This is a genomic window from Anabaena sp. UHCC 0187 (assembly GCF_009712035.1).
Taxonomy (GTDB): Bacteria; Cyanobacteriota; Cyanobacteriia; order Cyanobacteriales; family Nostocaceae; genus Dolichospermum.
The window spans coordinates 98,483-120,121 of the sequence record NZ_VILB01000004.1 but is presented as its reverse complement, the minus strand read 5'-3'; the positions used below and the strand labels follow the sequence as shown (position 1 = coordinate 120,121).

16 protein-coding genes and 2 tRNA genes are annotated in these 21,639 nt (G+C 38.3%); 7 read left to right on the top strand and 11 right to left on the bottom strand.

Annotation, left to right across the window (positions count from 1 at the left end; genetic code table 11):
* Positions 1–66: 66 nt before the first annotated feature.
* The 7 genes from gltX to FJR11_RS04230 form a co-directional block, all read right to left on the bottom strand.
* Positions 67–1,509 (bottom strand): glutamate--tRNA ligase, encoded by a 1,443-nt coding sequence (gene gltX / locus FJR11_RS04260; RefSeq protein ID WP_168502475.1) that lies wholly within the window; start codon positions 1,507–1,509, stop codon positions 67–69.
* Positions 1,510–1,607: 98 nt separating this feature from the next.
* Positions 1,608–1,681 (bottom strand) — tRNA-Asp (locus tag FJR11_RS04255).
* Positions 1,682–1,838: 157 nt separating this feature from the next.
* Complete coding sequence (locus tag FJR11_RS04250; protein ID WP_168502474.1) at positions 1,839–3,311, bottom strand: serine/threonine-protein kinase; 1,473 nt, start codon at positions 3,309–3,311, stop codon at positions 1,839–1,841.
* A gap of 228 nt (positions 3,312–3,539) precedes the next feature.
* Positions 3,540–5,189, bottom strand: coding sequence for a serine/threonine-protein kinase (locus FJR11_RS04245; protein ID WP_168502473.1), 1,650 nt, complete (start codon positions 5,187–5,189; stop codon positions 3,540–3,542).
* A gap of 301 nt (positions 5,190–5,490) precedes the next feature.
* On the bottom strand, positions 5,491–6,675 hold the full coding sequence (locus FJR11_RS04240) for an esterase-like activity of phytase family protein (RefSeq protein ID WP_168502472.1): 1,185 nt from the start codon (positions 6,673–6,675) through the stop codon (positions 5,491–5,493).
* Between the two features lie 33 nt (positions 6,676–6,708).
* A complete protein-coding gene (locus FJR11_RS04235; protein ID WP_168502471.1) occupies positions 6,709–8,151 on the bottom strand; it encodes a TM0106 family RecB-like putative nuclease in 1,443 nt (480 codons plus the stop codon).
* Positions 8,152–8,268: 117 nt separating this feature from the next.
* The gene (locus FJR11_RS04230; protein WP_168502470.1) at positions 8,269–9,144 is read right to left on the bottom strand and encodes an Npun_R2479 family HD domain-containing metalloprotein; all 876 of its coding nucleotides are present in this window, start codon (positions 9,142–9,144) and stop codon (positions 8,269–8,271) included.
* 234 nt (positions 9,145–9,378) lie between these two features.
* On the opposite strand from FJR11_RS04230, the gene FJR11_RS04225 reads away from it, so the two are divergent.
* Positions 9,379–9,450, top strand: a tRNA-Gly gene (locus tag FJR11_RS04225).
* A 71-nt stretch (positions 9,451–9,521) separates the two neighbouring features.
* Here the strand turns inward: FJR11_RS04225 and pth are convergent.
* From pth to psbH, 3 genes are all read right to left on the bottom strand, one after another.
* Complete coding sequence (gene pth / locus FJR11_RS04220) at positions 9,522–10,166, bottom strand: aminoacyl-tRNA hydrolase (RefSeq protein ID WP_168502469.1); 645 nt, start codon at positions 10,164–10,166, stop codon at positions 9,522–9,524.
* Positions 10,163–10,423 carry a TatA/E family twin arginine-targeting protein translocase gene (locus FJR11_RS04215; RefSeq protein WP_168502468.1) on the bottom strand — a complete coding sequence of 87 codons (261 nt, stop codon included), beginning with the start codon at positions 10,421–10,423 and terminating at the stop codon, positions 10,163–10,165. Before FJR11_RS04215 ends, pth begins: the two co-directional genes overlap by 4 nt.
* Before the next feature lie 150 nt (positions 10,424–10,573).
* On the bottom strand, positions 10,574–10,777 hold the full coding sequence (psbH, locus tag FJR11_RS04210) for a photosystem II reaction center phosphoprotein PsbH (protein WP_168502467.1): 204 nt from the start codon (positions 10,775–10,777) through the stop codon (positions 10,574–10,576).
* A 474-nt stretch (positions 10,778–11,251) separates the two neighbouring features.
* On the opposite strand from psbH, the gene psbN reads away from it, so the two are divergent.
* Together psbN and FJR11_RS04200 are read left to right on the top strand one after the other, a co-directional pair.
* Positions 11,252–11,389: a photosystem II reaction center protein PsbN gene (psbN, locus tag FJR11_RS04205; RefSeq protein WP_168502466.1), complete on the top strand. Its 138-nt coding sequence runs from the start codon at positions 11,252–11,254 to the stop codon at positions 11,387–11,389.
* A gap of 208 nt (positions 11,390–11,597) precedes the next feature.
* Positions 11,598–11,873 carry a hypothetical protein gene (locus tag FJR11_RS04200; RefSeq protein WP_254444679.1) on the top strand — a complete coding sequence of 92 codons (276 nt, stop codon included), beginning with the start codon at positions 11,598–11,600 and terminating at the stop codon, positions 11,871–11,873.
* 167 nt (positions 11,874–12,040) lie between these two features.
* Here the strand turns inward: FJR11_RS04200 and FJR11_RS04195 are convergent, their stop codons facing one another.
* Complete coding sequence (locus tag FJR11_RS04195) at positions 12,041–17,470, bottom strand: translocation/assembly module TamB (protein ID WP_168502465.1); 5,430 nt, start codon at positions 17,468–17,470, stop codon at positions 12,041–12,043.
* A 138-nt stretch (positions 17,471–17,608) separates the two neighbouring features.
* Here FJR11_RS04195 and FJR11_RS23730 point away from each other — a divergent pair, with 138 nt between their 5' ends.
* The 4 genes from FJR11_RS23730 (at position 17,609) to FJR11_RS04180 (ending at position 21,382) form a co-directional block, all read left to right on the top strand.
* Positions 17,609–17,743, top strand: coding sequence for a hypothetical protein (locus tag FJR11_RS23730; protein WP_256366768.1), 135 nt, complete (start codon positions 17,609–17,611; stop codon positions 17,741–17,743).
* Between the two features lie 530 nt (positions 17,744–18,273).
* Positions 18,274–18,693 (top strand): DUF3110 domain-containing protein, encoded by a 420-nt coding sequence (locus FJR11_RS04190; RefSeq protein WP_168502464.1) that lies wholly within the window; start codon positions 18,274–18,276, stop codon positions 18,691–18,693.
* 76 nt (positions 18,694–18,769) lie between these two features.
* Entirely contained in the window at positions 18,770–19,696 is a 927-nt protein-coding gene (gene murQ, locus FJR11_RS04185; RefSeq protein ID WP_168502463.1) for an N-acetylmuramic acid 6-phosphate etherase, read from the top strand.
* A gap of 474 nt (positions 19,697–20,170) precedes the next feature.
* Positions 20,171–21,382, top strand: a complete 1,212-nt coding sequence (locus tag FJR11_RS04180) for a response regulator (protein WP_168502552.1) — start codon at positions 20,171–20,173, stop codon at positions 21,380–21,382.
* Positions 21,383–21,639 lie beyond the last annotated feature (257 nt).

Sequence of the window (21,639 nt, the reverse complement as noted above, 5' to 3'; positions counted from 1 at the left end):
AAAAGACTTGAGTACCGCAGGGGGGGAATTTAAAATTTCAGAAAACTCTTACCCAATACCCAATAATTAGTGATTACTAATTGCCTGATTTAAACGGGCTTTGTCTAAACCAATTTGATTTAATAGTAGCCAAGATTGGATTAGGTCTGGTCCGTGTACATCCCCGGTCAAGGCGGCTCTGAGCGATCGCATGACTAAGCCTTTTTTCACCTTTTCTGATTTCACAACTTGCTTAATAATATCCTGGGCAACATCGGCAGTTAACTCTGGTTGACTTTCTAAAGCTGTGATAATTGCTTGCAGTACAGTCTTCACACCTTCTTGCTGTAGTTGTTGACTGCCTTCTTCAGTCAATTCTACCCCCTCAGTAAAAAATACTTTGGTCATGTCCACAGCATCCACCAATCGAGTCAAACTAGCCGCAATTAACGCCACTAGCTGCTCTAACCAAGGCCGTTCTCTCCCACCAGTAAATTGAAACCCAGCTTTTGACCAGAAGGGAACAACTAAATCTGTTAGCTTATCAACTGGCATACTGTGGAGATATTGACTATTCAACCAATCCAATTTATCCCAGTCAAATTTAGCACCAGCTTTATTTACCCGCTCAAAGCCAAAATCTTTAGCTGCTGATTCTAAATTGAAGATTTCTTGAGTAGAATCCGCTGGTGACCATCCCAGCAAAGTCATATAGTTGACTAAACCTTCCGCAACAAAGCCCATTTCTTGAAAGTCACAAATGGAAGTTACTCCATCTCGCTTCGATAGTTTCCGCCCTTCTTGATTCAAAATCAAAGGTGTGTGAGCAAATTCGGGAATTTTCCCCCCCAAAGCTTCATACAACAAAATTTGTTTAGGAGTATTAGAGATATGGTCTTCACCACGAATGACATGACTAATTTCCATATCAATGTCATCCACAACCACCACAAAATTATATAGTGGTTGACCAGTACCATCAGTAGCGGCGCGAGCAATGACCATATCACCACCCAAATCGCTACCGCGCCAACTCATTTTCCCCCGCACTAAATCATTCCAAACAATTTCCCGATCATCGGCGATTTGGAAACGAATTACAGAAGAACGCCCTTGAGCTTCAAACTCAGCCCTTTGTTCTGGGGTAAGATGACGGTGACGGTTATCATAGCGAGGCGCTTCCCCTCTGGCTTTTTGCCCTTCTCGCAGTGCATCTAATTCTTCGGATGTGGTGTAGCAGCGGTAAGCTAACCCTTGATCTAGTAATTTTTGAACTGCTTCTTTGTAAAGATGGAGGCGTTGAGATTGGAAAAATGGACCTTCATCCCAGTTCAATCCTAACCAGCGGAGTCCAGCCAAAATATTATCTGTGTATTCTGGACGCGATCGCTCTAAATCTGTATCTTCGATTCTTAAAATAAATTTCCCATCATGGTGACGGGCGAACAAATAATTAAATACAGCGGTTCTCGCTGTACCAATGTGTAAATTTCCGGTAGGACTCGGAGCTATACGGACTCTAACGGTCACAGTTGATTCTCTCTTTTACAAATCATGATTACACCTACTGAATAAGAACCTGTGAGTCTTTTTCATAACCTCAGTATTTTCTATTCAGCATTTTAGAACGGGACTGACGGGGCTCGAACCCGCAACTTCCGCCGTGACAGGGCGGTGCTCTAACCAATTGAACTACAGTCCCTCGATTGCTTCGTTACTTGCACTCTCACTATTATGCCTATTCCTTTTCTAGTTGTCAAGTAGTTTGCGAAAAATTTTTTTTGAGGGGAATTAGGAACAGGATAATTAGGAAAAAGTATCTGCTTCCTCAATTTCAGTTGCTACTTACATGAGAAAATTTACGCTTCTAGATGTTTTAATATTTTTAATTGTATCTCCTTGTATTGCTGCTTCAACCAGTTTTTACTAATTAGGGTTTGGTTAGAGTCTGTTAATTTCAGACTTTGTTGCACCCAACTTTTGAGGTTTTGTGTTTGTGGGGGAGAAATGCTGAGACTGAAAATATTAGTGCAGTGATGGGGGGGTTCTAAGGCAAAGAACAGCAAGGAATAGCACTCAGTTTCCGCCAATGTCCACATCAATTTTAGATTTTGGGAATTTTTCATATCTAAATAGCATGGTAGCCACTTAGGAGTCAGGTCACGGTCGTAAAGTAGTGTTATCCATAACAACATTGGATGGGGATGTGTAATAAAAATAAATCGAGTGTAACGGGTAGTATAGGCATAATTTTGAATTTCTGATTGAGGCAACATTAACCACAAAGAAGCTTTATGTACTTTTTCTTCAGTGATTAGCTGTGGAAAAACAATTTCTTGAATTGGTTTACTTTCAGGCCAAATGAACTGTTGATCAGGGATGATTCTTTGTTTTGATGATACAGTATTCCTAAGACCTGAAGCTAAAGATATCTGGTCAGTAGATTGTTCTATATTCTCCAAAACTTGGAGAATTTTTGCCATATTTTGGGGACGCTGCTCTGGCTTTTTTGCTAAACAATTCATAATTAAATCATTTAGCTGCTGGGGAATTTGGAGATGGGGATTAATATCAGATATATGTTTTGGTGGTTCAAATAAATGCACTCGATACCAAGCTCCAAAGCCATCTGTTTCTGGTTGCCAAGGTTTTTGCCCTGTCAACATTTCAAACATCATCACTCCCAAACTATAAATATCTGAGCGACTATCTAAATTTCCTCCTTCTAATTGTTCAGGAGAACAGTATGGTAAAGTCCCATGAAATCCTTGGCTAGCAGTAATGACTCCTGTATTATTGAGGAATTTAGCAATCCCAAAATCCAATATTTTGGCTAATTTACCTAATATGGGGTCAGGGGTGACAATAATGTTAGCTGGCTTAATATCTCTATGAACTAAGGGATGAACTTTTCCGTCAATATTCACACCTTGATGAGCGCATTTTAAGCCTAAACAAATTTGACGTGATAGATTCAGAAACATTGGGATCGGCAGGGGAATTAATTCCTTTAAACTCTGTCCAGATAAATATTCCATGACATAATATGGGTTGCCATTATTAGTTACACCATAATCATAAGCACGGACAATATGAATACTTTTTTGACTTAAAGCTGCACTAAGGAGAGCTTCTCGGTTAAAGCTTTCTTGTATTTGAGGATCAGTAACAGTTTGAGATAAAAACTTAATGGCAACTGGTGTTCCTCCTAGCAACATATCTTCTGCTAGAAACACCTCACCCATGCTACCCCTGTCAATTAATGTTTTGATTTGATAACGGTTGGCCACCAACTCCTGATTTTGTGGAGATAGGTATGGGCTATTATTCACTTCGATAACCTCTAGATATAGGTAAATATTACAAAATTTAGCAGTCAGGAGTCAGAACTAAAACAAATTTCATCCAACGACTCAATAAATAGCCAAGGAATGTGTCCGATAGCGTTCACGTAGTGTGCTGTAGGCATAGCATGACGATTTAGAAGTGCGTATCCGCATTAATCTTTTGTGGGTACGAGTCCTAACCTTAAGATTTGCTTTCTGACTAGCTTATCTTCTTCATGGTGGGGTTATTGACTCTGAATGATCACGATTTATCGCTGAATTTTTTCTTAAGAAACTATCAAATATCTTAGCTATCCATGATTTTGCACAACCTGTAATTTTTTGTTCGTCTCGATTTAAATTCTCTGCTATTTGTAATTTAACTTTTTCATAGTCAATTTTAAGTAAATTTTTAGCTTGCTGGGGTGAAATATTGATATTTTCTACATAATTTACGTTTATACAGTCAGTCAAATATTGACGTTGTATAGCACTTAAAGTCAAAGTCATGACTTTGGGTTGATGATTTGGGTTTTCCACGCTAAAAAATAGTAGATGATAATAACCTACTCTTTCTAAAGATTTGATAATTTTTTGCCCGAATTCATTTTTTATATCTAAATAGTGGGATAACCATCTAGTCAGAGAAGATTTTTCATCATATAGCATTGTTATCCATAATACCATTGGATATATCTGCATTTGGCTAATCAACTCAGTATGATGTTTATTGTTAATGAATTTATCAATTTCTTGCTGGGGTAGCATAGCCCAAAAAGTTGGGATAAAACCTTGTTGTGTATATAAAAGATGAGGAAATCCAATTAGTGCAACTGGTTTACTTTTAGGCCATTTTTTTTGCACACATTCTTTTTCAGTAATGGCTGTAACCAGGATTAATTCTACTGCTGGTGTGGGCATAAATTCCTGACTATCAGTCGTTTTAGAATTAACTAATAGATGATTTTTTTTATCTATTTGTGTTTTAATCTCTTCTAAATTAGATAATATTTCTTTAACGTTCTGAGGTCTTTTATTTGGATTTTTAGCTAAACAACTGATGACTAATTTTTGTAATTTATCGGGAACTTCAACTTGGGGATTTACCTCTGTAAAAGTTGGAGGGTTTTGAAAATGATGGAGGTGATACCAAGTACCAAAAGATTTACTGGTATTATGGAAGGGATGTTTCCCCGTCAGCATTTCAAACATTAACAGTCCCAAGCTATAAATATCAGAACGGGCATCTATGTGTTTTTGTCCTTCCATGTGTTCTGGAGATGAGTAAGGTAAACTACCCACAAAAGATTCTGTTAGTGTCATTCCCCCAGTTTCTGTTAAAAATTTAGCAATCCCAAAATCGAGAATTTTCACCATCTCTGATTTTTGTCCGGTTTCATTAATAAATATATTTTCTGGTTTTATATCTCTATGAACTATAGGATAAATTTTCCCTTTGAGGTGAACACCTTGATGAGCAAAATGCAGTCCTAAACAGATTTGTTGACAAATTTCTAAAAATATTGGCAGATTTAAATAATTTTTTTTAATAATTACGTTTAATGGTCTACCTCTGAGATATTCCATTACATAAAAGGGAACTTTATTCTCAGTTACACCATAGCTTAATAAGCGGACAATATTTTTACTTTTCTTACCCAGTTGAGCCGATACAAAAATTTCTCTCCCAAACCGTTCTGCTACCTGCTGATTAGTAAGACGCAAGGTGAGAATTTTCACGGCTACTAGCATACATCCTTTAGAAACATCTTCGGCTAGGTAAACTTTTCCCATGCCCCCTTGTCCGAGTAAATATTTGATTAAATAGCGGTTATTTAATAGCTTGTCAATAAAAATGTCTGATTTAGGTGTTTTGTTATTCATATTTTAAATTGATTTTAGCTACTAAAAAGTGTTAGTATATTTGCTTCTGAATATTTTCACAAAGTTGTCGGTATCAAGTTTATAAAAATCCATCAACTTCAATAATTTTGATGAGATTTTAAATCTAAGATTGATATCACATTTATAATTACTGACAGGCTAAAATGAAGACAACATAATGCCACATTATTTTTAGTTGTTGTGACTGTTGCCTATTGATGATTATATGGGAGCAGACTGCAAGGAAAATAGATGTATATATTATATACGTGAATATGCGGTAATAGGAAAATCTTGATAATTATTGAACGTTCGGTATTCTCAATCGGCGTAATAATCTAGTCATCGGTGATTCAATTTTCAGTTTAAAGGCTAGAATTTGGGTCTGTTGTAACCCATTGAAATTATTATCGCTGATGAGAATCAGTGATGGTTGTCCGTCGGGTAGTTTTGCGCCCAAGGTCAATCCCTCAATATTATCTAATGATACATCTAAAGTTCGTAAATCTAAGAGGAGTTTTTTCTCTACTGGCTTGATGCTGTCAGTATTAATTTTTACAATGCTTTCCAGGCTATGAATGTCGGTAGCTTTGTCTAAGGAAACCTGAAATAAAAAAACTGTAAATCCCAAACCTGTAAAACTTCTTTCTATACTGAGAAAGTGTCCTTCATTATCGAGGGCTAGTAAATCGGGTAAGCCGCTGGCAAATTTACCAGTAGGATTAAACAACGGTGTGATTGGTTGTGTTTGGTAGAGAAATTCCTGTTCTGGCTGTTTGGTGAAGAGGTTATATTGCAAAATACGGCAAGAAGTACCAACACCGGATTTAGCTGCTGTACCATCTTGAATTAGGGCGTTTTCGCTGGCTGTAAATAGGAATTTCTGATTGGGTGTAATGGTGAGACTTTCAAAGGCTAAGTTATTGCGGATACCTTTTTGCTTTTGGGGATCTGGTAAAAATTTATCTGGTATGGGTAGGGTGCTAATTGTTTGTCCAGAAGCCAAAGCAAATTCTTTAATAAAGGGGTTGATGAGTTTGTCTACATCACCTTCAGAAGCAACAAATATGGTATCTTGATTGGTGAGGGCTATCCCTTCTGTATCAGTGGTATTAGGTAAAAAAGGTTGATTATCTGTATTTAATAAGTTGGTTACACCTACGGGAATAACACCGTTATTGGTTAATTTACCTTGGCTCAGATCAATTGATAATGTGTAAAAACGTGCAGGTGCTTTTTGCCCTCTATCATCGGAAATTGCGTAGTATAGGTTATTTCTGGCATCATAAGTAATTCCCGATAAACCACCAACTTCAGTTTTTTGGAAAGATAAGCCGGTCGGTAAAGTAGCTTGTCCAATAAACTCTACACTACTGATGATGAAAGAGGCAGAAGCGAAATTACTAAAAAAGAAACTAATGAGAATTAGTGGAATAGTGAAGAGAAGGATTAGGGATAGTTTGCGAGGTTTTGGGAGACGGAGCATATTATAGTAGGAGTCAGGAGTTTTATGAATATATTATGCACTTATAAAAAAGTTGACTAGCCAATCTTTGACGGTACGAGTGGCGCGACAATCATCTTCGTTGTAGTCTTGAATAATTTTTAATAAGGTGCGATCGCCTGTTTCTAACCATTTATCATACCAATAAATACATTTAGCACCATTGGCTTCTTGATCACGCCATGCAAATCCTAGCCAACGGGCAATAGCTTTTAAGGCATAACTGTCTATTGGTAAGGCTACACTTTGAATTAATTGTTCATATATGTCTATAAACCGATTTAGTACGGGCTGAATGTGGGAGTGTGGTGTGCGGTAAAGTTTAGCAAGGCGTTTAACGGTATCTACTTCATAAGCACAAAAATGATAAATTGGTGCTTGGGGATATTGATCCACTAAATTCAGAAATTGCTGCCAAATTAATGGTTCTGCCTCTGGTGTTTCGGCTAAAAAAGAATAAAATTGTTCGGTGTTGGTAACTCTATCCACCACTAAAACACCTAAAAGATAATTTAAATTTAAATCTGGCTGGGCTTCAATATCAAAATAAAGTTCAATAGGGGCTGTAAAAGTCAGATATTCTGGAGAACAGGGATTAGGAAGAATTAAAGGTTGTTTGGTGAATACAGATTGGGCTTGAACAACTAATTTAGCCGCCACATTACTGTCAAATCCTGTCAAGTTTTCTAAAGTGCTGGCATGGGTCTGAGCAAGTGCTTCTAATGTGGTAATAGCTAGATTTTGCAGTTGAGTGTAGCGAATTGGTGTTACCCCTGGCAACAGAGAAAGGTGTTCCTGGGATCTCGCTTTCGCATAACAGTAATTATACCAAGGACAAAGATTACATTTTTGCCGAGAAATAAAAATTTCTGGTGGTGCTGCTGACTCAATTACTTGGGTGTATTCATGTAAAATATCTAACATTTGTGGTGTCCATTTATCTAAATCCACCACATAGGTTTTATCTTTATCTCGCAATATCAGTCCAGCTTTACTCAGAATCACATCCTGAACTGTGGCTAAAACTTGGGCATGAAAAGCAATAACTACTTGATATTCTTGTTTAGGACGTTTACCCAATTCAATATTGACTGGGACATAGTTCCAATTACCAAAACGGGATTTTCCTGGCTGTTTGACAAGTAAATCTGGACGACTCAGCAAGGTATATTTTTCACCATAAGTAGTTAATAGCACACCACGACGAATGTAATTAACTCCTTGCTGCATCAATTCTAGGGTAGCTGCTGCTCCTGCTTGCCAATTGCCTGAAGGATAATCAGGTTCATAGTAACTTAACTTTTTGACTATTCGCTGATGATGAGCAATTTTATCCTGTTGTACCTTCAGCACTAACTCATTAGGAATTTCTCGTTGCAGGTAATCACCATGAACGTCTAAAAAAGGTCGTCGCTGACAGCGTTGAAATTGTAGTAAAAGTTGAGCATTAATTAACATCCTTTTAAGCTAACAAGAATTCAAAGGATCTGGAAGTAGCTGGAACGACTAAATCACGTATATTTTTCATGACTAAGTAAGAAACAGCAAAGCCAAAAAATTAGCTTTGCTAAATAATTAAGACTTGAATTGTTCAGCAAAATACTGTGGTTCTCGTTGCGATTTTTCATGTTCAATCACAAACACATTCGAGTAAAGATTGGCGATAACTTGTTTACCTTGCTGAGTTAAAGAGAGATAACGCAAGCCATCTGTAATATAGGGATAAACGCTATTCCAATAAAACTTGGCGTAGTTTTTGCGTAGATCTCCAGGATTTTGATATCCTAAAACTTTAGTTACCCCTGTTTCTTCAAACTCATAGTATAAACTGGTGATTTTTCTTAAATAACGGGGGTCACTAAGTTGACCAATTAAATCAGCAGCACGGACTAAACCAGCAAAATTTTGGGAATCGTGATGATCATCTACCGCAGGTACAGGGAATCTAGTTAATTCAATATTACTCTTAATGACTTCTGCATCAATCAGAGGATGACCACCAAAACGTTCATCAATAAACTGTTTAGCTCTGTCTACATGATAGGGAGTTAGACTAGCATCAGAAGCCCCAAAGGGAAGTGAAACCATGCCACCATCTTGACCAGTAGCATATAAACCTTCAGCTTCTTGATCTTGGCGACAAACTCCCTTGACATAACCAATATCATGACAGAGGAGGGAGATAATGCAATGAAGCCAATCTTCGCAGGAAACACCACCTTCGCGGATTTGTTTACCTCGCAAAATTTCTTGTCCCACCAGCGTCACCAAAACAGAATGTTCAACGTTATGGTAGAGAGCATCACTGTTGGCGATATTTTCCAAGGCCATATTACCAGCCCAGGCAATGATGTCTTGATAATTGGTGTTTAAGCCACCATAGGTGCGTCGGTATCCTTCTCGAACTTGACTGACGAAAGCATCAATTATAATTTCAGTGGTATTGAACATACGGGATTCTCAAAACTATATGTTTAATATATTCAGGTTTTTGGCTGACACTTTAGGAAAATCAATATCAATAACTGATTAACAGTTATGTCCCCAGCTTACATGATTTTCTTTAGTTTTGACCAATTTAACCTGACTAACCCGATTAGTGATGGATAATTCGCAATTCTTGATCACGGCTGTTTCTACTGGAAGTTGAATATTTACTCAGTTATGGTATAATAGCCGATATATGCGGGTGTAATTCAGTGGTAGAATGTCATCTTCCCATGGTGAACGTCGTGGGTTCGAGTCCCATCGCCCGCTTTTTGTCCTGTTATTGACAAATTAAGAGCAATGGGGATGAATCTTTGCCCATGAATATAAAATAAGTTCAGTTAAGACTCAACACCTTCAAAATTCTGGGTATTACAACGATTCATCGCTTTTTCTACGCCCTGTTTGAAACTAAATTCTACGCACTCAACCACAAAGCCTAAAACTTGAGACATGACTTTGTTTTCAGTGGCAGAAAATCGTCCTAAAACATGAGAGACAGTATGAGAATTATCCCCATCTATGGCACCTTTCGGTTTACCTATCCCAATTCGTAACCGGGGAAAGTTTTGGGTACTCAGGTGGGAAATAATGCTTTTCATGCCGTTATGTCCACCGGCAGAACCAGATAGACGTAAGCGAGTTTTGCCCAAGGGTAAATCCAAATCATCATAAATGACTAATACTGATTCAGGCGGTAATTTGTACCAATTGGTTACAGCCTGTATGGATTGTCCTGAGCGATTCATGTAGGTTAAGGGTTTAAGTAAGCGAATTTTACCGCTACCTGGTGCAGTCCCTTCACCAAACTCTCCTTGAAATTTGCGATTTTCAGCTAGAGAAATTTGCCAAGCCCTGGCTAGGGTATCTATGGCTGCAAAACCAATATTGTGGCGAGTTTGATCATATTTAGGTTCTGGGTTTCCCAGTCCGACAATTAGCTGGGGAATCACCAATGGCGGTTGTTTGACTAATTCATCCTTCATCCTTGTATATTTTCCTGCTGGTGTTTTCCAGCTTCAATGTGTTTATTTTCTAGTTCAGCGGTTGTTTGTACGGTTTCTTTCAATTGTTCGGCTTCCCGCTTAAACTCATTCTGAAATTCATTAGAAGCTTCTTGAAAACTGCGAATGGTTTTCCCTAGACTGCGCCCAATTTCTGGTAACTTTTTCGGGCCAAAGATTAATAATGCTACTACCATAATTACACCCATTTCGGGTAAACCGATGCCAAATATATTCATTTTGCTCTCCTGTAGACTTATAGACTTAAAACTGACACAGCAACTGTTATATAGGCTAATTTTATCGCTATTTTCCGGCGTTTTTTCTGAATAATAAAAAAACCCGGACAAGCCGGGTAAAAGCTAATTGTCATGATAGCTGGATAGCTATTAGCCGCCTAAACTGCGCCAATCAACAAGGACATCCTGAATTAACAGTGACTTGTTATAAACTTGGAGGATAATTAACAGAAATACCAGAAATAAACCCATAAACCCACCCATTAAAGGTGTTGTTCCCCAACCTGGAGATACTTTACCATACTCAGCATTTAAGGGTCTGAGAATATCTCCCAACCTAGTCCGTTGTGCCATAGTTCACCTAAGATCAGTTGCCAAAGCTTTTTTAATTTTTTTAGACATTCCTCAGCCTGTTTGGGCTGGGGATTCTTGGATTGAACTTACCTGTTTTAGATTGGACTAATCACAGGTTTAACAGTTCGTGCTTACTCGTGTAATTTTCACGAATAATTACCCAAGCTTTTATCCGTTGGCGGATAAGTTCCCGTTTGTCTCACGGTACGCGGATTAATCCAAAAGCTTTTCTTAAATTATCGCAGTTTGTGATCTTTGTTTAGCTATATTGATGGAGGTTTTCGCTACATTTACAAAAATACACTATTTTTCCTGAACTAATACTGCAGTACTACTTTGATGCTTATGGTTCAATTTTCACTAGAATACCATTGCTTGGCTAGTTTGTCTGAATTCGATAATTATGGAAATGTTTTTTAAGTTAAATTTTGTAATATTCTATAAACATAGCTTTGATAATATGTATCTAAATTTATGGACTTAGAACCCGCTACGGTGCTTGGAATTTGCTTTTGTTCGGCACTAGTTGCTATTACTGGTATGGCAATTTACACATCTTTTGGACCACCGAGCCAGGAATTAGATGATCCCTTTGATGATCACGAGGATTGATCAGGTGGTAGCAGATGACTGAGTTGAAAGTTTATTTTTGTCTTTTGTTTTATCACTATCCTAGGATGTAAGTGCCAACGGCGAATATATTCGCCGTCAATATTTTAATTTGTAACAAAGCTGCCAAAATTGCTATATTCTATAAACCTTAGATTTGAGTTTATTCTCAACTGAGTAAAAATAAATACAATTGTCAGGTGGACTCTTTATGTCCTTCTACCCCCAGATTAAGCAATTTTTCCTCGGTAAATCCTTACCAACTAGTGCCCATAGCGAAGAGCGATTGAGTAATGGCGCGGCTTTAGCGGTGCTTTCTTCTGATGCTCTTTCCTCTGTAGCTTATGCAACGGAAGAGATTTTACTAGTTTTAGTGGCAGCAGGTAGTGGCGCTCTTGGCTTGTCTCTCCAAACCACTTTGTTTTTGAAGAATGCTTTACGAGCGAAAAAAAGTCGCATTGTCACAACTGTTAGATATTATTTGTAAGGTAATTGGTGATTGGTGATTGGTAATTGGTAATTGGTGATTGGTGATTGGTGATTGGTGATTGGTGATTGGTGATTGGTAATTGGTAATAAAAATTATGATTACCAAACTCCTTCTTCTTTCTAAACTCCTGACTCCTGACTCCTGACTCCTGACTCCTGACTTCTTCAAAATCTCCGTTCAAACTCAAGTACAGCGCGACTATCATCAGTGAAATTAGTAGAAGAACGCAGACGAAATTCATTATTTATCCGGTAATTAATCCCCAACTGTAAAGGATCACCCGCTGTCAAAATCTTGATAGTAGAAATAGAAAATTTTGGAGAAATATCAATTCCTGCTTCTAAAGCTAATTCTAAAGATGAGTTATTTCTCCCTGCTTCTGGTCTTTCAGAAAGAATAGTGGGAAATATCCGCAGTTCACTTAAACCAAAAGCATCACCAATTTGATTAAATGCACCTTGAAAATTACTAAAAACAGCCGAACCAGCAATATTAATTAAACCCAGGGTACTGTCACCACGTCCTTGAGTATCAACAAATCCACCTCCTAACAAAGTGACAATTTGGGTTTCTGAACGGGAAGGAATGCTTTTTAGTTGTAAATTCTCATTGATTTGACTAGCTAAACCATTAATACTTGCTTCGACTCGGACTGTTTCTAACCCTGCTAAACCTGTAGAACCTTGTCTGCTAATATCACTATTTTGAGTTATATCGAGAATCTTTGTAAATAGCCGAATATCCAAGTTAGGATCACGGGGTTCACGGGAGCTAAAAGTAGCAGTGTGTTGATAATTTCGTGCTAAATTTAATTGAGTCGTGAACAAATTCACTCCACCTTTAGTTAACTTGATAGTTCCTTCTGGTATGGGTTCAGCGACAGAACCATTAACAATTAAATCCCCAGTAGCTTGAAATTTAAAAACTGGTGGTCTGGCAATTTGGACATTTTTACCTAATTTTAATTCTAACTTATTTAACCTGGTAATTTTATTTTCTATATCTGTTTTATCGGGATTGCCAATTTTAGTATTTGATGAATTACCATTTGTAGATTCTGCTAACAATACTTGACCATCAAATAATTCAATATTACCGCCAATTATTGGTTTAAGAAGAGAGCCAGTAATTTCTAAATTACCACTAGCACCTCCTTGATATAATCCCTTAAGATTCAAAGCCAATTGTTCTAAATTAACAGTCAGAGGCTGATCTATTTGAATATCTTGACTAAAAATTGGCAATTCACCAACAGCCTCAACTTTACCATCACTAAATCTACCTTCAAGACTTTCTACAAACACACGATTTAAATCGAACTTGGCACTACCAGTCACATTTGTCAACTTTCCTGGTAAGGCTTGGGCGCTAAAAGTAGCATTATTTAAAGAAGCAATACCTACAACCTCTGGTTGTTCTTTAGTTCCCGCAACTTTTAAATTTAATTCTCCTTGTCCATTTTCAAAAGCTATTTCATTAGTAAAGAGATTTAAAAGTGCTAACCCTTCATTTTTGACTTTAACATCTAAAGTAATTTGATCACTGTCTGATTTTTGAGAAGCAAAGGGTAATTGATAGGGAATACTAGCATTAATCTTTGCAGGTTCATCTCCCACTCCTAAGACGTTGCTACCAAAGTTCAAACGTCCATTAGCATAACTGAAACTAGCAGTAGCTGATTCTACTGATTTTTGATCAATTTTTCCTTCTGTAATATTTAATTCTCCTGTAGTTTGAGGATTGCTAATACTACCAGCTATGGCTGCTGTCAGATTCAGTTTACCTGTAATTCCCACTGGGAGTTTGACTAAATTATTCAATCTTTCAATCAAAAAGTTTTCGATTTTTAATTGACCCGATTGTTGCTTACCCCCAATGTTACCTGTAAAGGCAATTAGCTTATCTTGAGATTGAAACCGTAAAGGTTGTAAACGCAAAATTCCTTGTTCAAAACTACCTTTGGCTAGAATTTCTTCTGCACGATAAAAACGGCTGGGTTCTGTTGGTTTACCCCAAATAAAATTTTGTCCTTGCAGGTTAAATGTTATCGTTGGTTCGTTGTTTGTGGCAGTATTAATAGCAATATCACCATTAAAAATTCCCTTTAAGTCTCTTAAATCTGGTATAGGATTAGCATTAGCTCGTTGTTGTTCTTGGGTAGTCAGGAGGGAATCAATTTCCGATAACCGTTGAATTTGGGTGAATAGGGACTCTGTCGGTAATCCTTGGGAGTTGGTGGTTAAATCCGCAGATGTACCATAAATAGGTGCTTTTAAACCCCGTTGCAAGTCTTGAATATCAAAAATTTGAGCCGCATTAAGAACGTCTTGAATATTACCTTTATCAATATTGATGTTTGCTTGTAGTTGGGGTTTTTTTGTTGCTTGTTTGATGCTTGCATTCCCGGTATATCTACTTTCACCCTTGAGGAATTCACTATTCATGAGGGTGGCTGTATCATGATTGTAACGGAATTGAGTAGTAAAGCGATCGCCTTTAATGCGGCCAATTTCTGGTTTGTCAACGGCTATATTTCCGGCTGTGGCTAATGTCTGCGAATTAAATTGCAAATTTCCAGTTAATAATCCTGTCACTCCTCCTGGACTTAAAGGAGTATTCGCAGGTAAAGCTATATTTACAGCTTGTAAGGGGAAATTAGTCACATTTACTGCCCAGTTAACTCCCGTTGCTACACCTGATAATAATGCTTGTTGCCACTGCACTAAAAATGATTTGGGGCGATTTTTACTATCTAAATTAACTGCTATGCGTTCACTTTTGCCTCTAACATCTAAACTTAAACCCTGTCCTGATATAGAATTAACATTACCAGTTAACAACGGTTCAAAAGCAAATTCCTGAACTTTGAAATCCCGTAACCCCAACTTACCTATAATATTAAGTGCGGTAGGTTTTCCGGTTAACTGTCCATTAAAATCTAGATTACCAGCAATATCTCCAGTATTAGGGAGTTTAATTGGCAATTGTTGAAGACTATAATTTTTGGTTTGGACATTCAGATTGACATTAGTAATTTCTGGGATACCTGCTTTTTTAGCATTAGCTAATAAATAACCTTTCGCTTGAAATTTTGCGTTATTAGAACTATCAATAGTCAGCTTTTCTCCATTCCAACCAATATCAGCTTGAATAGGTAAATCCATTCCTTGTAAACCGCGACTAAATCGCACCTGACCAACAGCAGCCACATCTGCTAATTTAGTAGAATCTAAAGTTCCTGATACTTGTAACTTTCCTCCCAACTGTCCTTGTAACTGCTCATTAAAAGGACGCAATTCCAAACCAGAAGTAGCCAACAATGCTTGATAGCTTCCCTGATTAAGTTGAATATAAGAAGCTGTAACTATACCACTGGAAAGTTTTAACCTACCTTCACCCAAACCTTGAATAGTTTCCGGTTGAAATGACTCTAGCGAACCATTTACCTGCAACTCACCAACTATATTTCCTTGTAATTGAGTTGGTACAGATGCTAACTTTGTCAAAGGTACATTATCAGCTTGAATTTTCGCCTGATAGCGACCCTCAGCAACCTGAATATTCGCAGCTTTAATTGTCCCCCTACCCACAGATAGAAAGGCTTCACCAATTCCTGAAAAGGTTTTGAGGCTGAAATTTTCCTGATTACCGGCAATCATGAAATTACCTGCCAGGGGATTATTTAAAACCGGGTTAGCTCGTTTTAATATTGTTCCTAAACGTAAATCTTTGCCTACCAATAGGGCTGTAAAGTTTTTGTTTTGTAAATTGATTTGAGAAATATTAACTTTACCACCAGCAATGTTGACATTGGCATTGTTAGGAATAATTGTCTCTATTTGAAATGGTGAAGAATTGCCTGATAACCGCAAATCACCGTTAAATTCTGCCCCAGCTAAAGAAATATTTTCCTGTTGTTTCTCATCAACAAAAGATGTTAATTTAATCCTGTCAGCTTGGGCTAAAGCTTGCCAACGCCCATTATCATGACGATAACTACCACTACCCCTAACTACACCACCACCCACACTGGCAACTGTATCACGGAAAGAAACTGTCCGGTCGGGATTAATAATAGCTACCCCTGTCGCTGGGTATTTGGCTTGGGGTGCTTGCCATTTAACTACAGTACGGGTATCATCAGCCACACCTTTTACCTCTGCGGTGGCTGTCATTTTGCCAATGGGGAATCCCATTTTGATATTATATGCTTGAGCGATGGCATCCCCCGGCATATTTTCGGCGCGGAGTTGAAAATTCAGTGCGGATACTTTACCAAGTTTAATTATTCCCGCACCTTTAACCTCACCACCATAAATAGTTTGCCCTTGAATATCCGTAATTCTCAGGAGAGATTTACTACTGATTAGCTCAAATTTACTACTAACTTTCTGAAAATCAACTTTATCAATTCGGGCAGTTTTCCGGGTACTAACATTACCCGATAGCACTGGTTGAGCAATTCCTCCCAATATCTGCAAATCAGCTTCAGCTATTCCACTCACGGGAACTGGTAACTTTACCTTCAGAGTTGCTTGGGCATTGGCTAAACTTACCGCATTCACACGGGCTTTTAAATTAAATCCTGCTTGCTGATCAATAATACCCGATGCTGTAACAGGGATTTGTCCGTAGTTGGTAACTATATTATCTAATTTAATGATCAGTCCGTCAAAACTGAGATTCCCCTGACTATTATTGAATAATTGGGGGATTTTAGGGATTTGCACCGTCACCCCTTCCATGGCAGCATTACCGTATATTAAGGTTTTTTGCCGGGGTACTACCTTAATTTGCAAATCACCATTCACTCTCCCAGTTTGTAAAGCCAGTGGTAAAGTTACAATCCGGGTAATATCTGCGGCGAGAAGATTTTGTGCCTTTAGTCGAAAATCTCCAGCTAAAGTTTTCTGAGGAATCAAATCTCCAACAATGGAAATATCACCCCCACTTACTGCCTTCCCAGCCAATTCTAATTTAATTAGTTTATTTTTATTTAAGAGTTGAGCCGTCCCATTAATGCCTGAAAATTCTACAGGAACTCGTAAAGAATTTTTCTCCCCCTCACGGACTTTTGGAACTAATACCAAATTAGCATCCCGAAACCGCAACTTATCCAAATCAGTTTTAATCAATCCCTCACCCGTAGCTGGGGCGATAGTAGTCGTTAACCAACTCCCTTGACGATCCTGTTCAACATAAACATCGGGATTAATTAAAGTTACATCTAATCGAAGATTGCGGTTAGTAACTAACTTCCAAATATCAAATCCTACATCTACTGCTTTGATACTCGCCCGATCTGGATCCGTAGCTGTAGGGGGAATTTCTGAAGCGGCAAATTTTACCCCAGTCAGGGAAAACGACTTAACTGCTCCCAGTTTTACTGGACGGTTAAGAGTAGTAGTGAGACTTTGGCTTGCTAATGGTACTAACTCCTGGTAAACAAAATTCCTTAATCGCCAAATACCAGCAATAATTCCCAGCAGCAACAAAGCACCTATAGCCAGTCCACCACGGCTAAATATCATGAATAATAGGCGCTGAATCCCAGAATTTGCCGGACGAGGATGTTGACTAGGAGAGTTAGACATGGTTTTCGCTCTTTGATTAGCAGATACCCGGCAAAATACAAAATACTGGAACAATACAACACTCAGTTTTGTCTACAGTGCTGGGGATATAAATTAATTTTGACATCATTTTGCGTTTAACTATTAGAGTATAGCGGCATGATGGCAAAAATTGCCGCCGGGATTTTTGTAAAAGCGGAGAATTATATCTTTTGGTCTATGCCTAATTTTCGACAAGCGCACAAAAATTATTTGGAGATTTTCATGAATGGACAACCTAGAACTTTAATTTGACACTCCCCGGTCTAAAGAAACGGGGATTCTTGGTTCAACGAGACCACTTAAACTAGACTCCTTGCGTTATCTAGCTCAGAGGTGGGACTCTCCACGCCAGTTGCTTCAAGTCGGGAAACCCGCCCAACGCACTGGCTTCCAAGCGTTAACTTTCGGTCTGCCCGACCGTAGTTGCATGACTGCAAGTCCTGTTGAGGATGAAACTTTCCTGTTTCAAAATTCTGATTCGTCTAGCCCCTATAAATCTTTTACCTACTGCTAGGAGGAAACTAGAATAATGCAGTAGAACCGCATAGATTTAATTGTCAAGGTACAGATTGCCGTTAAGCAGTTAGGTTTTTAGACAGGTTGATTACCTTTCCTGTTACAAATAGTATAACACAAGTCACTGGAGGCTAAAGCCTCTAATTGGCTTTCATCCCCGGCTTAAAAGACATTGACACCTAAAAACTTTTTGGATTTTCAGGTGTCAATTCCGGGGTTTTCAGCCTAGTTTCTTATAAGTTATAGAACTGATTAAAGGATGGATAATGCGTGTTTTTGTACTGATTTTCAATGCTGGTACTGATAATGAGGGGATTCACAGCATTCGGATTAGCAATGCTCAAGGGATAGAAGGCAATAAAATCCTCATGTTTGAAACAGAAGACGATGCCACTCGCTATGCTTTGATGTTAGAAGCTCAAGACTTCGCTGTCCCTACAGTGGAGATGATGAATGCTGATGATGTGAAGGAATTTTGCGAAAGCACTGGCTATGAATGGGAAATTGTCAATGAAAACAGTGAATTAGTGATTCCACCAGAAACGAATGTAGAACAAACAGATTGGCAAGCTGAACCAGAAATAGAGGATACTAATGAAGACTTCTTCCCTCCCATTCCGTCTGCTCCAGAAGTTGCTAATTCTGATTTAGACAGCATTCGTCGCCAGCTAGAAGGCTTATTATAATTTTAATTTGTCATTAGTCACTAGTCATGGGCAAATGACAAATGACTACTGACCACTGACAGAGGATACATAAGACATGACAAATTTCCAGGAACGCGGGCATCTGCTCACCGAACAAGTTAATCCCAATAGTCTCAATTTAGACCAACTCAACTCTTTAGAATTGGTGGAGTTATTTAATAGCGAAGACCAAAAAGCTGTAGCAGCGGTAGCAGGAGCTAAAGTTCAGTTAGCAGCAGCTATTGACCTGACAGCGGCAAGGCTGCGTCAAGGGGGACGGTTATTTTATGTGGGTGCAGGAACAAGTGGGAGATTAGGGGTATTAGATGCTGCCGAGTGTCCCCCTACTTTCTGCACTCCGAGCGAATTAGTCCAAGGGATTATTGCCGGTGGTGCTGGAGCATTAGTCCGCAGTTCCGAGGATTTAGAAGATCGGTCGGAAGATGGGGAAACAGCGATCGCTCAACGACAAATCACCCAACTGGATGTAGTCGTTGGCATCACGGCTGGGGGAACAACGCCTTTTGTTCACGGTGCTATTAATGCGGCTCGTCAACGGGGGGCAATCACTATTTTTATAGCCTGTGTTCCCGCAGAACAAGTTAGTATCGAAGCTGATATTGACATTCGCTTGTTAACAGGGCCAGAAATTTTAGCTGGTTCTACTCGCTTAAAAGCGGGAACAGTCACAAAATTAGCTTTAAATACCCTTTCGACAGGGGTAATGGTGAAACTAGGCAAGGTGTATGGTAATCGGATGGTTGATGTCGCTGTCACTAATCAAAAATTACGCGATCGCGCCTTGCGTATCTTACAAGACCTCACGGGTTTAAGTAGAGAAGCCGCTGGTTTTTTACTAGAACGTAGTGGTAAATGGGTTAAGTTAGCATTATTAATGCACTGGACTGGTTTAGACCAAGAAGCTGGAAAACAACTACTAGCCGATCATCTGGGCAATCTCAGACTAGCTGTTACCACCTATAATCATGATTTGAATAACTAGAACAGGGGACAGAGTTACAAGATATCAGGGCGTTTAATAGCGCAGGATGGCGTATATCTGCGACAGCTTAGGCTAGAGCTATGTTTTATGATCACTGTCTGTAATCATTTTACTCTGTGTCCCCATGCCCCAAGGTTTCAAAATAAGCATTTTTACGGATATAATCCCAGGGCAAAAATGAATATAATGTTACATGGGAATTTAGTAAAATAAATTATAAATCAGTGTATCTTCCTGTTGCTATCTGCCACATTAGCACACTAAGTGTCAAGGATTATATCAATGTTATACTTTCTTATACTTTTTAATATTTACTGGTATCCTAAAGGTTAGAGAATGTTATATATAAGCAAAATCTAGATGACAGTTCAGTTGGGTGTTGTTAATACCTTGATTAAATTATCAGATTTTCACTCAAAAATTCAGTATTTATTTCTACCAAAAATTAATCAGTAAATTCTTAGGAAAATAATGATGACCAACCTAGATGTAATAGAAACGCAAAACCTATTCAATGAGTTTAAAAAGTGTACTCAGTTACAATACAACGGACAATTAAATATCCAGAGTTCTAAAGGGCGGCGATGGACTTTTTATTATCGTCTGGGACGAATAGTCTGGGCTACAGGTAGCGATCACCCCTTCAGACGTTGGCGCAGAAATATAGCTCAATATTCTCCTGGGATTGATTTAGATAAAATGCGCTGTCGTTATGAAGACATAGCCATAGACTATTGGGATTATAATCTTTTAGAGATTTTATACAAAAGACAGAAAATCCAAAGAGAAAAAATTCATGCCATTGTCGAAAGCACTATAGCCGAGTTATTTTTTGATCTCGCCCAGGAAGTAGATTTTGCCTCGATGACTTGTAGTCGCAGTCAGGAGGTAATCTTAGAAATGCCTATGAGCTTCACAAGTGCCGATATGTCCATCAAGCAAATGCAAGAAACATGGTCAATTTGGTCACAAGCTGGATTAGCAAATATTTCTCCCAATTTCTCGCCAATTCTACGCCGACCTGAACAACTACAGCAACTGGTAAATCCATCCGTATACAGGAATTTTGTCAGTTTAATCAATGGTAAATTCACCTTGCGGGAGTTAGCACTGAGAATGAAACAAGATGTGATGCCTGTTGCTCGCTCCCTGCTTCCCTATATCCTGAAAGGCATCATTGAATTAGTAAAAGTACCTGATTTACCCTTAATAGTTACTGAACCTGGTAGTTCCACCCCCAAGCGTCGCAGAAATGAAGTTCCGCCGCTGGTAGCCTGTGTTGATGACAGTCCCCAGGTGTGTAAAATTTTAGAAGAAATTATGACGGCTCATGGACTGAGATTTATTAAAATTCAAGACGCTGTCCAAGCCTTACCGATTATTATCCAAGAAAAGCCAGATTTGATTTTCCTGGATTTAATTATGCCCATAGCCAGTGGTTATGAAATTTGTACACAATTACGCCGAATTTCCGCCTTTGCGGAGACACCAGTAGTTATCTTAACTGGTAATGATGGCTTAGTAGATCGGGTGCGTGCCAAAGTGGTTGGTTCCACAGACTTTATTTCTAAACCAATAGTGGCTGATCGGGTTATGAATGTAGTCCGTAAATATTTACGTATGCCGACTTTATCAAACAATAACAATGAAGCTAATGTAGAAATTGCCAGTGAAAACAATTTATAACCTTAATCATTCTCTACAGTAGGCAATATACCTGATGGTCAGTATTTACAGACTTTTATCTTTTATATTTTAGATATCTGGAAAAAATCATGATTTTTACGGAGATAGTCCTGATAAAATGGTGTTAAGATTAACAGTGTTAATTAGTGATAATTTTCCTGGTTACAACCAGCATCAAGTCTTTTTAAGAATAATTTATCAAACCTAAATTCATGATTAGGTGTGTTAATTTATGTTGAATACTTATCTCTAATGGA

Coding starts and splice junctions, on each gene's coding strand:
- FJR11_RS04245 (WP_168502473.1), bottom strand. CDS start 5,189: ATGAATAACAAAACACCTAAATCAGACATTTTTATTGACAAGCTATTA.
- FJR11_RS04240 (WP_168502472.1), bottom strand. CDS start 6,675: ATGCTCCGTCTCCCAAAACCTCGCAAACTATCCCTAATCCTTCTCTTC.
- FJR11_RS04235 (WP_168502471.1), bottom strand. CDS start 8,151: ATGTTAATTAATGCTCAACTTTTACTACAATTTCAACGCTGTCAGCGA.
- FJR11_RS04230 (WP_168502470.1), bottom strand. CDS start 9,144: ATGTTCAATACCACTGAAATTATAATTGATGCTTTCGTCAGTCAAGTT.
- pth (WP_168502469.1), bottom strand. CDS start 10,166: ATGAAGGATGAATTAGTCAAACAACCGCCATTGGTGATTCCCCAGCTA.
- FJR11_RS04215 (WP_168502468.1), bottom strand. CDS start 10,423: ATGAATATATTTGGCATCGGTTTACCCGAAATGGGTGTAATTATGGTA.
- psbH (WP_168502467.1), bottom strand. CDS start 10,777: ATGGCACAACGGACTAGGTTGGGAGATATTCTCAGACCCTTAAATGCT.
- psbN (WP_168502466.1), top strand. CDS start 11,252: ATGGACTTAGAACCCGCTACGGTGCTTGGAATTTGCTTTTGTTCGGCA.
- FJR11_RS04200 (WP_254444679.1), top strand. CDS start 11,598: ATGTCCTTCTACCCCCAGATTAAGCAATTTTTCCTCGGTAAATCCTTA.
- FJR11_RS04195 (WP_168502465.1), bottom strand. CDS start 17,470: ATGTCTAACTCTCCTAGTCAACATCCTCGTCCGGCAAATTCTGGGATT.
- FJR11_RS23730 (WP_256366768.1), top strand. CDS start 17,609: ATGATGGCAAAAATTGCCGCCGGGATTTTTGTAAAAGCGGAGAATTAT.
- FJR11_RS04190 (WP_168502464.1), top strand. CDS start 18,274: ATGCGTGTTTTTGTACTGATTTTCAATGCTGGTACTGATAATGAGGGG.
- murQ (WP_168502463.1), top strand. CDS start 18,770: ATGACAAATTTCCAGGAACGCGGGCATCTGCTCACCGAACAAGTTAAT.
- FJR11_RS04180 (WP_168502552.1), top strand. CDS start 20,171: ATGACCAACCTAGATGTAATAGAAACGCAAAACCTATTCAATGAGTTT.